General features: G+C 65.7%; 14 protein-coding genes and 1 tRNA gene. 13 read left to right on the forward strand and 2 right to left on the reverse strand.

The window, feature by feature from the left end:
* The first annotated feature begins 138 nt into the window (after positions 1-138).
* The 12 genes from QMX83_RS14665 to QMX83_RS14720 all read left to right on the forward strand — a co-directional run bounded on the left by QMX83_RS14665 (position 139) and on the right by QMX83_RS14720 (position 13,535).
* Positions 139-660: a DUF1249 domain-containing protein gene (locus QMX83_RS14665; RefSeq protein ID WP_282297386.1), complete on the forward strand. Its 522-nt coding sequence runs from the start codon at positions 139-141 to the stop codon at positions 658-660.
* Positions 661-693: 33 nt separating this feature from the next.
* A complete protein-coding gene (locus QMX83_RS14670; protein WP_282297387.1) occupies positions 694-1,182 on the forward strand; it encodes an 8-oxo-dGTP diphosphatase in 489 nt (162 codons plus the stop codon).
* A 209-nt stretch (positions 1,183-1,391) separates the two neighbouring features.
* Positions 1,392-2,006, forward strand: a complete 615-nt coding sequence (locus QMX83_RS14675) for a CDP-alcohol phosphatidyltransferase family protein (protein WP_282297388.1) — start codon at positions 1,392-1,394, stop codon at positions 2,004-2,006.
* Positions 2,003-2,977 (forward strand): class III poly(R)-hydroxyalkanoic acid synthase subunit PhaE, encoded by a 975-nt coding sequence (gene phaE / locus QMX83_RS14680; RefSeq protein ID WP_282297389.1) that lies wholly within the window; start codon positions 2,003-2,005, stop codon positions 2,975-2,977. The genes QMX83_RS14675 and phaE overlap by 4 nt, the downstream gene beginning before the upstream one ends.
* The gene (locus QMX83_RS14685; RefSeq protein ID WP_282297390.1) at positions 2,974-4,044 is read left to right on the forward strand and encodes a class III poly(R)-hydroxyalkanoic acid synthase subunit PhaC; all 1,071 of its coding nucleotides are present in this window, start codon (positions 2,974-2,976) and stop codon (positions 4,042-4,044) included. Before phaE ends, QMX83_RS14685 begins: the two co-directional genes overlap by 4 nt.
* Positions 4,045-4,106: 62 nt before the next feature.
* Positions 4,107-4,310, forward strand: a complete 204-nt coding sequence (locus tag QMX83_RS14690; protein ID WP_282297391.1) for a PspC domain-containing protein — start codon at positions 4,107-4,109, stop codon at positions 4,308-4,310.
* Complete coding sequence (locus QMX83_RS14695) at positions 4,280-4,765, forward strand: hypothetical protein (protein ID WP_282297392.1); 486 nt, start codon at positions 4,280-4,282, stop codon at positions 4,763-4,765. Before QMX83_RS14690 ends, QMX83_RS14695 begins: the two co-directional genes overlap by 31 nt.
* A gap of 134 nt (positions 4,766-4,899) precedes the next feature.
* Positions 4,900-5,115, forward strand: coding sequence for a hypothetical protein (locus tag QMX83_RS14700; RefSeq protein ID WP_282297393.1), 216 nt, complete (start codon positions 4,900-4,902; stop codon positions 5,113-5,115).
* A 110-nt stretch (positions 5,116-5,225) separates the two neighbouring features.
* Complete coding sequence (locus tag QMX83_RS14705; protein ID WP_282297394.1) at positions 5,226-7,592, forward strand: Tex family protein; 2,367 nt, start codon at positions 5,226-5,228, stop codon at positions 7,590-7,592.
* Positions 7,593-7,795: 203 nt separating this feature from the next.
* Positions 7,796-9,991 carry a PAS domain S-box protein gene (locus QMX83_RS14710; RefSeq protein ID WP_282297399.1) on the forward strand — a complete coding sequence of 732 codons (2,196 nt, stop codon included), beginning with the start codon at positions 7,796-7,798 and terminating at the stop codon, positions 9,989-9,991.
* 231 nt (positions 9,992-10,222) lie between these two features.
* Positions 10,223-12,076: a methyl-accepting chemotaxis protein gene (locus QMX83_RS14715; RefSeq protein WP_282297395.1), complete on the forward strand. Its 1,854-nt coding sequence runs from the start codon at positions 10,223-10,225 to the stop codon at positions 12,074-12,076.
* A gap of 478 nt (positions 12,077-12,554) precedes the next feature.
* Entirely contained in the window at positions 12,555-13,535 is a 981-nt protein-coding gene (locus QMX83_RS14720; protein WP_282297396.1) for an AraC family transcriptional regulator, read from the forward strand.
* A gap of 76 nt (positions 13,536-13,611) precedes the next feature.
* Here the strand turns inward: QMX83_RS14720 and QMX83_RS14725 are convergent, their stop codons facing one another.
* Both QMX83_RS14725 and QMX83_RS14730 read right to left on the reverse strand, forming a co-directional pair.
* The gene (locus QMX83_RS14725; RefSeq protein WP_282297397.1) at positions 13,612-14,061 is read right to left on the reverse strand and encodes a hypothetical protein; all 450 of its coding nucleotides are present in this window, start codon (positions 14,059-14,061) and stop codon (positions 13,612-13,614) included.
* A 153-nt stretch (positions 14,062-14,214) separates the two neighbouring features.
* Positions 14,215-14,301 (reverse strand) — tRNA-Leu (locus tag QMX83_RS14730).
* A gap of 126 nt (positions 14,302-14,427) precedes the next feature.
* On the opposite strand from QMX83_RS14730, the gene QMX83_RS14735 reads away from it, so the two are divergent.
* On the forward strand, positions 14,428-14,808 hold the full coding sequence (locus tag QMX83_RS14735) for a response regulator (protein ID WP_282297398.1): 381 nt from the start codon (positions 14,428-14,430) through the stop codon (positions 14,806-14,808).
* Positions 14,809-14,890 lie beyond the last annotated feature (82 nt).

The following is a 14,890-nucleotide window of genomic DNA, read 5'->3' on the forward strand; positions in this document are numbered from 1 at the left end:
ACCGGGATCGGACATCGGTAGCGCCGGCCGTTGGCCGGCCCAGGCGGTGCACGCTTCGTTCGACGGCATTCAGCCCATGCCCTTGTCCGGCCATCGCAAACCCCCACGTTTGAAGAACCAACGTGTAGGATCGGATTCATGGCCCAGGCATCGCCCCGCATCGAACGCATTCCCCGGCTCAGCCGTCTGAGCTGGCTGATGGGGCTGTACGCGGAAAACTACCGGCATCTGGTGCGCTTGTTCGCGCCGGCCGAGCTGGCCGCCGGCAGCTATGTGTCCTCGGTGGGTGATGGGCTGGACGTCCGCCTGGACGTGATCGAATGCCACCGTTACACGGTGGAACTGCGCCTGACCTACGATTTCGCCGACCCGGTCACCGGCCAGCCGGACCCCTCGGCCTATGTGCGCCTGTACCGGGACGCCCGCCAGGCCGAGACGACGCATTGCTATGTGGGCCGGCGCTGGCAGGACGTGGTCGGCATGTACCCGCCGCCGGCCGAGCTGATCAGCCATCGCATGCGCATGAACACCTTCCTGGGCAAGTGGCTGGAGTATCTGGCCGAGCGCGGCCACGGCGTGGCCACCCTGCGTCGCGATGGCGATGTGGCATCGGGTGCCCAGGTGGAGCCGGGCGCTGCCCGGCTGCTCTTTGACGCATAATCAATCGCTTACACCGCAAAGAACCCGTACACCATGCCTTACACCCCCATCGTGGCCACCCTCGGCTACGTGCTTTCGCCCGATGGCGGGCAAGTCCTGATGATCCACCGCAATGCCCGGCCGGGTGACCATCACCTCGGCAAGTACAACGGCCTGGGCGGCAAAGTCGAGCGCGACGAGGATGTGGCCGCTGGCATGCGCCGGGAGATCATGGAAGAGGCGGGGATCGAGTGCGGCAGCATGCGCCTGCGCGGCACCCTCAGCTGGCCCGGCTTTGGCAAGCACGGTGAGGACTGGTTCGGTTTCGTGTTCGTGATCGACAGCTTTAGCGGCACGCCGCTGACCGCCAATCCCGAGGGCACCCTGGAGTGGGTGGACGTGGACAAGCTTGAGACCCTGCCGATGTGGGAAGGCGACCGCCAGTTCCTGCCGCTGGTGTTCGACGCCGACCCGCGCCCCTTCCACGGGGTGATGCCGTACCGGGATGGCAGCATGGAGTCGTGGTCCTACACGCGGCTGTGACTTATGCACAGGGGGTGTGGATGACCGGTGCGCAACTTTGTGGATAAATGCCGGAAGTCCCCAGCCCCCCTCGCTGTCAAGATGGGTGGCGAAAAATTCACCGCAGGTCACCATCGCGTGAGCGTCGCGCGAAGAGGCCATACGGTGGAGGCTGTCACGGTTTGGGTCGCTCGCGGTACTCTTTCCGTACTACGGTCTTTCGAGCTTTCATGAAACGTCACTTCTCGATGCTGCGCGAGTTCCAGCTGGCCGACTGGTTCACCCTGGCCAACGCCTTCTGCGGCATGGGGGCGGTGTTTGCCGCCATGCGCTACGTGCAGGATGGCGAGCGCAGCGACCTGTTGTGGGGCATGGCGTTGATCCCGCTGGCCTTCATCTTCGATGCGCTCGACGGGCGCATCGCGCGCTGGCGCAAGTCCAGTTCCACCCTCGGTCGCGAGCTGGACTCGCTGTCGGATGTGATTTCCTTCGGTGTGGCTCCGGCGGCACTGGCCTACGCCTGCGGCATGCAGGGCGGTTGGGACTGGCTGGTGCTCAGCTATTTCGTGTGCTGCGGCGTCAGTCGCCTGGCGCGCTACAACGTTACCGCCGAAGCCTTGGCCGGCGAGGGTGACAAGGTGCCGTATTTCGAGGGCACGCCCATTCCGACCAGCCTTGCCCTTGTGGTGGTGCTGGCCGTCGCTGCCAGCGTGGGGGCCATCGGTCAGGACCTCTGGTTGGGTGGCTGGCAGCTGGGGCCGTGGCAGCTGCACCCGCTGGTGCTGCTGTTCGCCCTGTCCGGTTCGCTGATGATCAGCAAGACCTTGCGAATTCCCAAGCCATGAGCAGCAGCGCCGGCGGCCACCACGACGCGGGAGACTTCGAGGCGCTGGCGCGCCAGTACTTCAGCGCCTGGGGCGATGCATTGCGCCAGGCCGGCGGCACGCCTGGTGCCGGGGGCGGTTATGCACCGGGCAGCTGGCAGCAGACCATCGAAGGCTGGGCACAGTTGATGTCCGCACCGAGCGCTGCGCCCGGCAATCGCCAGGCCGACGAGGCCGTGCACCGCTTCCGCGAGCAGGCCGGTGGCTGGTACGGCACGATGCAGTCGGTGGCGGCCCGGTTCGCCGGCCAGGATGCGAGCAGCGCCGACATCGCCCAGGCCTGGCGCGAGGCCGTGGAGGGGCAGGGCGGCGGCATGCTCAAGTGGATGCTGCAGGGGGCGCGTGGTCATACCCAGAGCGGTGGGCCGGACCTGCTGGCCATTCTGGAGCGGCTGCAGAAAGAGCTGGAACCCTGGCTGCAGAGCCCGGCGTTCGGGCCGGCACGCGAGCACCAGGCGCGCTGGCAAGGGCTGATGCGCGCCCAGCAGGACTACCAGGAACATGCCCGTGCCTACGTGGAGCAGATCCAGCAGGCGCTGGATGATGCCTACGCGTTGTTCGAGCAGCGCCTGTCCGAGCACGAGCAGCCGGGCAACCAGCTGACCAGCGCCCGGGCCATGTTCGATCTGTGGATCGAGGTGGCCGAGGAGGCGTATGCCAAGGTGGCCCTGTCCGAACCCTTCCAGCAGGTCTATGCCTCGCTGGGCAATGCGCAGATGCGTCTGCGCGGTGCCGCCCAGCAGGAAGTGGAACGGCTGTGCGAGGCCCTGGGCCTGCCGACCCGCACCGAGATGGACGCCGCCCACCGGCGCATCACCGAACTGGAGCGGCTGGTACGGCGCATGGCCGCCGCGCAGGCTCCGGCTGCGCAGCCGAAGCCGAAGGCAAAGCCCAAAGCCAAACCTAAGTCGAAACCGGAACCCAAACCATGAAGGGCCCGCTCGGTTTCAACGCCGAAGACCTGCTGCAGGAAACCCTGTCCATGCAGCGCAAGCTGATGGACGGACTGAAGCTGCTGCCCTCGGTGGACGACGTGGACTACGGCGCGACCAGCCGCGAAGAAGTCTGGCGCGACGGCAAGGTGCGCCTGTACCGCTTCGTCGGCGAGGAGGCACCGGTCCATCGCACCCCCCTGCTGATCGTCTATGCGCTGGTCAACCGGCCCTACATGGTCGACCTGCAGGCCGACCGTTCGCTGGTGCAGCGCCTGCTGGCGCTGGGTCACGACGTGTACGTGCTGGACTGGGGCTATCCGGACCGGTCCGAGCGCTACCAGACCCTGGAAGACTATCTGCTGCGGTTCGTGGACGGGGCGGTGGACCATCTGCTCGCCGCGCATGACGGCGAGCCGATCAACATGCTCGGCATCTGCCAGGGCGGGGTGTTCGCGCTGTGCTATGCCGCGCTGCGCCAGCACAAGCTGGCCAACCTGATCACGATGGTCACGCCGGTCGACTTCCACACCCCCGACAACATGCTTTCGCACTGGGCACGGCAGGTGGATGTGGACCTGCTGGTGGACACGCTGGGCAACATCCCGGCCGACCTGATGAACGCCAGTTACCTGATGCTCAAGCCGTTCCGGCTCAACGTGCAGAAGTATGTGGGGCTGCTGGACATCCTCGACGACAAGGCCGCGCTGGAGGATTTCCTGCGCATGGAGAAGTGGATTTTCGACTCGCCCGATCTGGCCGGCGAGGCCTTCCGTGACTTCATCAAGCAGTTCTACCAGGGCAACGGCCTGATGCACGAGGGCGTGCACATCGGCACCGAAACCGTGGATCTGGCCCAGGTCACCCTGCCGGTGCTGAACATCTACGCCGAGCAGGACCATCTGGTGCCGCCCGACGCCTCGCGCGCGCTGCGCGGCCGGGTGGGCAGCAAGGACTACACCGAGAGCAGCTTCCGCGGTGGCCATATCGGCATCTACGTATCCGGCCGCGCCCAGCGCGAAGTGCCGGCGACGATCACCGAGTGGCTGCAGGCGCGCGGGCGGTAAACGCGCGCCGTAGACACGCCGGGCGGTACGGTTACCTTCAATCAGAACCGGAGGATCCCGCCATGAATACCGCGCCGCGAACGCTGTCGCGCTCGCTCAACGACCGTATGATCGCCGGGGTGATGGGCGGCATCGCGCATCGCTTTGGCTGGAACGTGACCCTGCTGCGCATCCTGTACGTGGTGGTGTCGATCGCCTCGGCCGCCTTCCCCGGCATTCTGGTCTACCTGATCCTATGGCTGCTCATCCCGAACGAAGCCGATTGAGCCTGCCGCGCCCGGCACTGCGCCTGCTGCAGGTGCTGGGCGCGCTGTGGACGCTGCCGAATACCCTGGTCGGCCTGCTCGGCGGCCTGGCCGGTATGGTGAGCGGGGCGCGACCCTACTGGAGCGGACGCGATGCCGCGCTGGTGTTCCGCCACTACCCCTGGGGCCCCGGTGGGGCGATCACGCTGGGCAATGTCATCCTGCATACCGGTCCCACCCTGGACGTGCCGTGCCGGACTTACGCCCACCAGGCGGGCTGGTGCAGCGAACCGGTGATCGGCTTGCACGACCACGAGCGCGCACATGTGTACCAGTATCTGGTGCTGGGGCCGCTGTATCTGCCGGTGTACCTGCTATGCGGTGGGGTGAGCGCGCGTAATCCCTTCGAGCGTGCGGCCGACGTCTATGCGCTGAGCGGGCAGGGCTGGTGGCCGGCGAAGTTATCCGTGCGTTAATTTCGTGTAAGCAAAACGTCGGTATCGCGACGTCATCTGCATGCAAACAAACGTTATTAGCCTGCACGCCGAATCTTCAGGTCGGGTGGCGTAAGCTGCACCCTGTTGTAGACGTATCAGGAGAAACACATCACATGGCAATTGTTCTTTATGTCGGTGGTAGCAAGGATGGCGACAAGGGCGTGGTGCCCCTGGGTTTCAGCAAGTCCCAGGCCGATACCGCGCAGGGGCCGGAAATCTATACCGAGCGCTTCATGGAACTGCAGGGCGTCGGCCGCGTGCGGGTGATGGCATTGGAAAGCATGCTGGACGACGCCGTGCGCCAGCGCACGGCCCAGCACTATCGCTGAGCCCGAGGGGCGGTTCCGCCCCCAACGACGGCCGAAAGTCAACGGGTTTCCCCGGCGCGCATGCATTGCCACAATCGGGGTTTTCCGCACAGCGGCCCCGGCCGGAAGCAATGTCAGATACCAAGCTCGCCCTGCAGATCGCCCAGACCATCGCCGATGAGATCGGTGCCCAGACCGCCCAGGCCCGCGCCGCCATCGCGCTGCTGGACGAAGGTGCCAGCGTCCCGTTCATCGCGCGCTACCGCAAGGAAGTCACCGGTGGCCTGGACGACACCCAGCTGCGCAATCTGGAAACCCGCCTGACCTACCTGCGCGAGCTGGAGGACCGCCGCGCCGCAGTGCTGGCCAGCATCGACGAACAGGGCAAGCTGAGCGACGAACTGCGTGCGGAGATTCTGGGCGCGGACACCAAGTCGCGCCTGGAAGATCTGTACCTGCCGTACAAGCCCAAGCGCCGCACCCGTGCGCAGATCGCCCGCGAGGCCGGCCTGGAACCGCTGGCCGACGGCCTGTTGGCCGATCCCAGCCAGGACCCGCAGCAGTTTGCGGCAGGCTTCGTCGATGCCGAGAAGGGTGTCGCTGACGTCAAGGCCGCGCTGGAAGGGGCGCGTGCGATCCTGATGGAGCGTTGGGGCGAAGATGCCACGCTGGTCGGTGAACTGCGCGGCTGGCTGGGCGAGCACGGCGTGATCCGTGCGCGCGTGGCCGAAGGCAAGGAAGAGCAGGGGGCCAAGTACCGCGACTACTTCGAGCACGCCGAATCGCTGGCGAAGATTCCTTCGCACCGGCTGTTGGCGCTGTTCCGTGCGCGCCGCGAAGAGATCCTGTTCCTGGAGCTGGACCCGGGCAGCGACGCCGAAGCCGGGCATGTCTATGCCGAAGGCCGCGTGGCCTTCAACGCTGGGATCCGCGATGCCGGTCGCCCGGGCGATCGCTGGCTGCTGGATGCCTGCCGCCTGACCTGGCGCGCAAAGCTGCACATGCACCTGCTGCTGGACCTGTTCAACCAGGCCCGCGAAAAGGCTGAAGCCGAGGCCATCTCGGTGTTTGGCGACAACCTCAAGGACCTGCTGCTGGCAGCACCAGCGGGACCGAAGACCGTGCTCGGCCTCGATCCGGGCATCCGCACCGGCTGCAAGATTGCCGTGGTCGACGCCACCGGCAAGCTGGTCGCCACCGAGACCATCTATCCGCATGAACCCAAGCGGCAGTGGGAGCAGTCGCTGCAGACCATCAAGCACCTGTGCGCCAAGCACAATGTCGAGCTGATCGCGATCGGCAACGGCACCGCCAGCCGCGAAACCGACAAGCTGGCCGGTGAGGCGATCAAGCTGCTGGGCGAGGCCAAGCTGCAGAAGATCGTGGTCAGCGAAGCCGGTGCGTCGGTGTACTCGGCCTCCGAATTCGCTGCCAAGGAGTTCCCCGGACTGGACGTGTCGCTGCGCGGTGCGGTGTCCATTGCGCGCCGCCTGCAGGACCCGCTGGCCGAGCTGGTCAAGATCGAGCCCAAGGCCATTGGCGTGGGCCAGTATCAGCACGACGTCGACCAGTACCGCCTGGCGCGCGCGCTGGATGCACGCGTGGAAGACTGCGTGAACGCGGTCGGCGTGTTCGTCAACACGGCATCGGCCGCGCTGCTGTCGCGCGTTTCGGGCCTGTCCTCCACCGTCGCCGAGAACATCGTGCGCCACCGTGACGAGAACGGCCCATTCAAGCGCCGCAAGGACCTGTTGAAGGTGCCGCGGCTGGGCGACAAGACCTTCGAGCAGTGTGCCGGCTTCCTGCGCATTGCCGACGGCGACCAGCCGCTGGATGCGTCCTCGGTGCACCCGGAGGCTTACCCGGTGGTGGAGCGCATCGTCGCCGCCACCGCACGCCCGATCAAGGCGCTGATCGGCGATGGCAGCTTCCTGCGCGGACTGAAGGCCGAGCAGTTCACCGATGAGACCTTCGGTGTGCCGACCGTGCGCGACATCCTCAAGGAACTGGAAAAGCCCGGCCGTGACCCGCGCCCTGAGTTCAAGGCGGCGCGCTTCGCCGACGGCGTCGAAGAGATAAAGGACCTCCGCCCGGGCATGGTGCTGGAAGGCGTGGTCAGCAATGTGGCGGCGTTCGGTGCCTTCGTCGACATCGGCGTGCACCAGGACGGCCTGATCCACATCTCCGCGCTGTCGGACACCTATGTCAAAGACCCGCGTGACGTGGTCAAGGCCGGCGACATCGTCAAGGTCAAGGTGCTGGAGGTGGACGTGGCGCGCAAGCGCATTGCGCTGACCCGCCGCCTGGAAGACAGCCCGGCCCCGGCCAAGGCCGCCGGTGAGCGCGATGCGCTTCCTGCCGGCGGTGGCCGTCGTGATGGAGGCGGTCCGCGTCCGGGTGGGCGTCCGCAGGGCGGTGGCCCGCGTCCGGGCAGTTCCGCGCCGCCGGCCAACAACGCGTTGGCCGACGCTTTTGCCCGCGCCAAACGCGGGGGCTGAACCCGGATTCGCCCCATGCACAGGCCGCCCACCGGGCGGCCTGTGTCGTTTTGGGATCGAATTGACAGAAGCTTGATCACGTTTTGCCTTCAATCGCTGTACGCTGCGAGCTGGCGGAGGGGCCAGATGACAGAACAGCAGGCACGGCAGTGCAGTCCGATCAAGGGTGGGGCGGCAAGCCTCGCCTGTGTGGTGGCGCGCGCGTGACGCCGCAGGCCACCTTGCTGGACGCGCAGGCAGCCCTGCAGGCGCTGGCCGAGGAGCGGCGTCGGCTGGAAATGGTCATCGACGGCACCGGCATGGGCAGCTGGGAATGGAACTGCCGCACCGACCAGATGCAGGTCAATGAGCGCTGGGCGCAGATCGTGGGCTACACCCGCGAGGAACTCGCCCCGATCACGCCGGAAACCTTCCTGCAACTGGCGCACCCGGACGATGTGGCGCAGTCGAACGCGCTGCTGCGCGAGCACCTGGCCGGCCGCACCGCGCAGTACGAAAGCCTCTGCCGCATGCGGCACAAGGATGGGCGCTGGATCTGGGTGCAGGACCGCGGCCGTGTGTATGAATGGGACGCGCAGGGGCGACCGCTGCGCATGGCCGGCGCGCATGCCGACGTCAGTGACCTGCAGAACGCCCGCCAGGATGTCGCCGACACCCGCCAGCGCCTGCAGGCGGTGGTGGATGCGTCCGACGAGGTGGCCGTGATCGCCACCGACGTGCACGGCGTGGTCAACCTGTTCAACACCGGTGCGCAGAAACTGCTGGGGTACAGCCCTGAGGAAGTGATCGGGCGGGTCAATCCGGGCTTGTTCCATGATCCGCACGAAATGCACGATTACCTGTTGCCCGAGGCCGATGCCGACGGGCGTGTTCCCAGCGTGTTCGAGGCGCTGACCGCGCGCGCGGCGACCGGGACCTGGTCGCATCAGTGGACCTTTGTGCGCAAGGATGGGGGCCACCGCCAGGTGCGGCTGTCGATCAGCCCGCTCAACGGGGGCGATGGGCAGCGACTGGGGTACGTCGGCATGGCCGTGGACATCACGCCGTTGCTGGAGGTGCGCGAACAGGCGCATCTGGCCGCGGAGAAGTTCGCCGGTGCCTTCAACTCGGCGGCGCTGGGCATGGCACTGGTGTCGCTGGAGGGACGCTGGCTCGACGTCAATGACGCGCTGTGCGGCATTCTTGGCTACACCCGCGCCGAGCTGCTGGAGATCGACTTCCAGACCCTGACCTACCCGGATGACCTGGATGCGGACCTGAGCATGGTCGGTGACCTGTTGGCGGGGCGTCGCGATCACTACCACATGACCAAGCGCTACCTGGGCAAGGGCGGGCACCTGGTGTGGGGGCGGTTGTCGGTGTCGCTGGTGCGCGCGCCCCATGGCGAGCCGCTGCACTTTGTTTCGCAGATCCAGGACATCACTGCCCAGCACCAGAGCGGCCAGCAGCTGCGCGAGTCCGCCCAGCGCACGCGGGTCACGCTGGATGCCGTCGCCGACATGGTGCTCAGCCTCGACCTGCGCGGGCGCATCGAATATGCCAATGTCGCCGCCAGCCGCGCGCTGGCCGGTGAAGGCGCGTCGTCATTCACCGGCAGCCTGATCCAGGACGTGGTCGAGCTCACCACCGAGTATGCGCCGCGTTCGCCGCTCGAGCTGGAGGTGCTGCTGGACCCGGACAGCAACGCGGTGGACCTGCATTCGGACCTGCTGCTCTCCGTCGGGGCCCATCTGCTGCCGGTTGACCTGACCCGGGCTTGGTTGCGTGACGACGAGGGTGAGATCAACGGGGCGGTCTGGGTCATCCGCGATGTCACCCAGCAACGTGCCCGCCAGCGCGAGGCCCGCCATCTGGCCGAGGTCGACCCGCTGACCGAGCTGACCAACCGCCGCGGTTTCGAGGCGCATCTGCAGCAGGCCATCACCCGGGTCGCCCGCACCGGTCAGTCCGCCTCGCTGATGTTCATCGACCTGGACAACTTCAAGCCGATCAACGACAACCACGGCCATCTGGCCGGCGATGCGATGCTGTGGGCGGTGGCCAATGCCCTGCGCCACGGCGTACGCGACTCGGACGTGGTCGCCCGCCTCGGCGGCGACGAATTCGCCGTGATTCTCGCCGGCTGTTCGCTGCGGCGCGCGCGCCGGATCGGTACCGACCTGCTGCATTCACTGCAGGTGCTCACCATTCCCTGGGACGCCACCCGTCTGGGCGTGGGGGCCAGCATCGGCATTGCCGCCATCCACCCGGGCATGAACGTGGACGCGGCGGTGGCGGCCGCCGATGCCCAGTGTTATCGCGCCAAGGCTCTGGGGCGCAACAACGTGCAGGTGGAAGACCCTGTGCATGGTGGTCCGGATCCGCTGGATTCGCTGGACGACGGCGGTCCCGAGCAGTAAACCCCTGGCAGGGGTTTACACATGAATGAATGCTCGATATAAAACTGTGACCGGGTTTTGATATTAATAATTCATTATCCGGTGAGTTTCTACTAAAGGTTATCTCCAGAAAGTCGATACCCTTCTGCGGCCGCTCCCCTGGGCGTGGCCGGAGTGACGTCGTTGTTTGCCCCCGGACGTCTGCGTGCGTTTCGTAGCCCATCCGCCAACCGAACACCGAGGATCGCAAAGATGCTTATCTCTGGCATGCAGATGCCCTTGACCGAACGCAGTGCCGTGACGCTGCCGGCTTCCCCTTGGCGTGGATGGCGCGCGCTGTTCCGCGCGCGCCGTGACCGGGGCCGGGAATCCGAGGTGGCCGCTGTGCGTCACCGCGAGGAGCTGGAAGCCCAGGTCACGGCCTTGCACCGGGTCCAGGCGGTGATCGAGTTTGCCCTGGACGGCACGATTCTTACCGCCAACGACAACTTCCTGCAGACCCTGGGTTACACCCTGGCCGAAGTGCAGGGGCGTCATCACTCCATGTTCGTCGATCCCACCCACGCGCAGAGCGCGGAGTACCGCGCCTTCTGGGAACGGCTCGGGCGCGGTGAGTTCGATGCCGGGCAGTACCGCCGGTTTGGTAAAGGTGCACGCGAGATCTGGATCCAGGCGTCGTACAACCCGGTGTTCGACAGCAACGGCCGCGCCTACAAGGTGGTGAAGTTCGCCACTGATATCACCGCCCAGAAAATGCAGGCCGCCGATTTTGCCGGGCAGCTGGCCGCCATCAACAAGTCGCAGGCGGTGATCGAGTTCAGTCTGGACGGACGCATCCTGGCCGCCAACGAGAACTTCCTGGCCACCACCGGATACACGCTGGACGAAGTGCGCGGTCGCCACCACAGCATGTTCGTCGAGGCCGGTTACCGCGAAAGTGCGGAATATCGGGCGTTCTGGGAAAAGCTCGGCCGGGGCGAATACGATGCCGGCCAGTACCGTCGGCTGGGCAAGGGCGGGCGCGAGGTGTGGATCCAGGCCTCGTACAACCCGATCATGGACATGAACGGTCGTGCCTTCAAAGTGGTGAAGTACGCCACCGACGTGACCGCGCAGGTGCGTGATGCCAACGCGCTGCAGGTTGCGGTCGCGCAGACCCGGGAAGTGGTGGCCGCCGCGCAGGCAGGCGACCTCACCCATCAGATCGCGATCGAAGACAAGACCGGACCCATCGCCGAGCTGTGCGGCGGGGTGAACTCGCTGATGGAAACCATGGCCGGCATCATTGGCCAGATCAAGTTCGCCGCCGACACCATCGCACTCGGGGCCAGCGAGATCGCGCAGGGTAACGCCGACCTGTCCCAACGTACCGAGCAGCAGGCCGCCTCGCTGGAGGAGACCGCGGTGTCCATGAAGGACCTGGCCGATACCGTGCGCAGCACGGCCGATAACGCCCGCCAGGCCAGTCAGCTGGCCAGTGGCGCGGTCGACGTGGCCGCGCAGGGCGGCAAGGTCGTGCATGAAGTGGTCAGCACCATGGCGCTGATCAACGAGTCATCGCGGCGGATCGTCGACATCATCGGCGTGATCGACGGCATTGCGTTCCAGACCAACATCCTGGCGCTCAATGCGGCCGTGGAAGCCGCACGCGCAGGCGAGCACGGGCGCGGTTTCGCCGTGGTCGCCTCGGAGATCCGTTCGCTGTCGCAACGCTCGGCGACCGCGGCCAAGGAGATCAAGCAGCTGATCGGCGACTCGGTCGACAAGGTGGGCGTCGGCACCGGTCAGGTCGAAGGGGCCGGACGCACCATGGACGAGATCGTAGGCAACGTGAAGCGGGTCAGCGACCTGATCCGCGAGATCAGCGAGGCGGCGCGCCAGCAGAGCGACAGCCTGGGTCAGATGAACATCGTGGTCGACCAGATCGATCAGGGCACGCAGCAGAACGCCGCGCTTGTGGAAGAAGCATCCGCTGCCGCGCGCAGCATGGAAGAACAGTCCACCGAGCTGCTGCAGACCGTGGCCCGGTTCAAGGTCGAAGGTGATGCGGGGCGGGGCGTGCGGCCGTCATTGGGGGCGGGGCAGCCGGTGCTGCGACTGGTATAGGGCGGGGGAGGCGGGGCCGGCGCTGAGCGCTGGCCAGAAAGAGAAAAAGGCCAGATCGGGAATCTGGCCTTTTTCGTACGGCAGGTGAAACGAAAACACCCCTTGGACCGTCCATGCCCAACCCCCGTTCGGGCAGCCCTGCGGACTTACGCCGGATGACCCGGTCTTTGTATTAAGTCCACGGCCGCGCCGCGCGATGCGGATATTTTCCCCGGATCGAAACAAACACACCCTGCAACCTTTCGTTTGGACAGCCCCCACCGTCCTTTCGTCGTGTTGCGGGGTGAACACATTCTTAAGTTCGGTGAAGGCAGTTCGCTACGTAAAGACCGCCAAAAAAGCGCGGTTTTACCCCCTACCAATGGCGGTGCACAACCGGTGTCAAGGTCGCGTAAAGTATCCGACCTTCGCGCGGGAATGGTGAGTTTTTCTAACTGTTCCGCGCATAATTTCAAACATTATCCACTCATTATAAATAATGCCTTCTTTGACCTTCCCGGACTTCGAGGCGTATTCCAATGCAGTCAAGGGAGTTGACGGAGAAATGCGGGTCACCGGGCGCAGCGATGCGGCCTGGGTGTTGGATACGCTGGAGATTGGCGACGTAAGCGTTCTGCACGGAATGGATGGTGCGCCGGTGACGTACCGCGGTGCGCTGCACAGCGCCCGTTTCGGGGTTTACCTGTCCCTGCCGGGCAGCGACACCGAACTGGAAGGCGAGCAGGTGGGCGAGGACGGCTACATCTGGATGGCCCCGCGCCAGGAGATGCAGGGTTTCACCCGGGTGCCGGCGCGTTTTCTCGGTGTCGACCTGGCCGAGGCGCGGGTGCTGGGGCAGGCGGTGCGCATGGGGCTCGATACGCAGTCGCTGTATCGCACCACGCATGTGCGCGCGAACCCGGAAGCGGTTGGCGAGGTGGTCGCGCTGACCCAGCGCGCGTTCGTGGTGCACGCTGAGAACCCGGAGGCGTTTGTCGAACCCGCCGCGCAGCAGGCGTTCGCTGCGCAGATCACCACCGCCGTGCTGCAGTGTCTGCCGCCGCCGGTGTGTCCGACCCTGGCGGTCAGCCGACGCGGACGGCCGCCGTTGCCACGCAAGGAGATCGTGCGGCGCGGCATTGACCACATCCAGCGCAGCCTGCGGGGCGAGGTATCGTTCTCGGACATCCCGTTCGCCGTGGGCGCTTCGCAGCGTTCGTTGAACCGCGCATTCGGCGACGCGTTCGGCATGGCCCCGCGTCAGTTCTACGTGGTGGAACGGCTGCACGCCATCCGCAGCGCCCTGCGAAGTGCACGCCCGGGCGATACCGTGACCGGCATCTGCGCACGCTTCGGCGTCTGGGATCTCGGCCGCATGGCGGCACTGTATTCGCGCCTGTTCAACATTCTGCCGGCGCAGGAGTTGTCGAGGGCGATTGCGGCACAGACAGGGGAGCCGGTGGGTTCGCGCAGGCGGTAGGAACGCGTTGAAGATATGTGAGCGCAGGCAGCTTCGCCGCACGTTGCGCGGCTGCCTGCAGTGCCACGTTGAAGCGTCAGCGGATCAGATGAGTGTCTGACGCAGTTGCGACACACTCGGCGACCGCCCGGAGTGTGCCGGCATGCTCCTGCTGACATGTGAGCAGTGCAGCGTTGATGGCGGGTGCGTAACTGACAAACCCCCTGTGCGAGAACTCCTCGATACAGCGCGCCGATCGAAACACCCATAACGTGTCTCTGGTAAGTTCGGGATTGTCGTAGACATCATTCACGCGTTCCACCAGCATCTGGATGCCGGCTGCGCCGATGGCGGCTTTGTTGGCCGCTTCAATGAACTGGTTGCGCGGTGTTTTGACCTCATCGCGCGCGAGCACCAACAATGAGACGGGTTGCGCCTCGCGTTGCTGGCAGTAGCGTGGGACCTGCTGGGGTGTGGTCGGCAGGCCGGTCTGTGCGTGGGACGTGATGGGAGCAAGCAGAAGCAGCATTACGGATGCAATGCGCATGACAGTCCTTGATTATTGAAGGCGTTGGCGTTCAGGTCTGCCAGGGGCGGCCCGTGCCACTGCTGAATGTTGGGATTCCCCTGGTCCCTGGCGGAGCATAATCGGGCTGGAAAGCAAAAGGCCAGATCTTTCGATCTGGCCTTTTCATTTCCATGGTGCCGAAGGTGGGACTCGAACCCACACGCTTTTAAGGGCGGCGGATTTTGAGTCCGCTGCGTCTACCGATTCCGCCACTTCGGCTGGCTGGCCGCGTAGTGTATACAACTCGCGACGATTTGGGCAGGCCTGAATGCTTCAGGGATGTCGAACGCCTTCATCCCGGGTCAACGCTATACTCATTCCGCTGAACCATACAGGGAGCCGGCGATGAGCGCGCTGCAGGATCTGCGGGTACTGGTGGTGGAAAACGATGAAATGAGCGCGACCCTGCTGCAGATGCAGCTGGTTCAGGGGGGCGCTGTCGTGGTTGGCCTGGCGGGGAGCGTGACCGAGGCGTTGCGCCTGCTGGAGGAGACCCAGCCGCAGGTGGTCCTGCTGGATTACAAGCTGGCCCGCAACGAGACCAGTGAACCGGTGGCGGAGGCGCTGGTGGCGCGCCGCGTGCCGTTCGTGCTGGCGACGGGGATGGCGCGGGAGCAGCTGCCTGCATCGTTCCAGGGTGGGGTGGTGCTGACCAAGCCGTATCTGACGGTGGAGCTGAACTCGGCGCTGTTACGGGCGATGCAGGGGCAGTCGGCCAACGCCTGACCATCCAGTTGTAGAGCCACGCCTTGCGTGGCTGCGAGGTGGGTCGAAGCCCCGCAAGGCGTGGCCGGTCTCTTATACACAA

The organism is Stenotrophomonas sp. PS02289 (assembly GCF_029960115.1).
In the GTDB taxonomy this organism is placed as follows: Bacteria; Pseudomonadota; Gammaproteobacteria; order Xanthomonadales; family Xanthomonadaceae; genus Stenotrophomonas.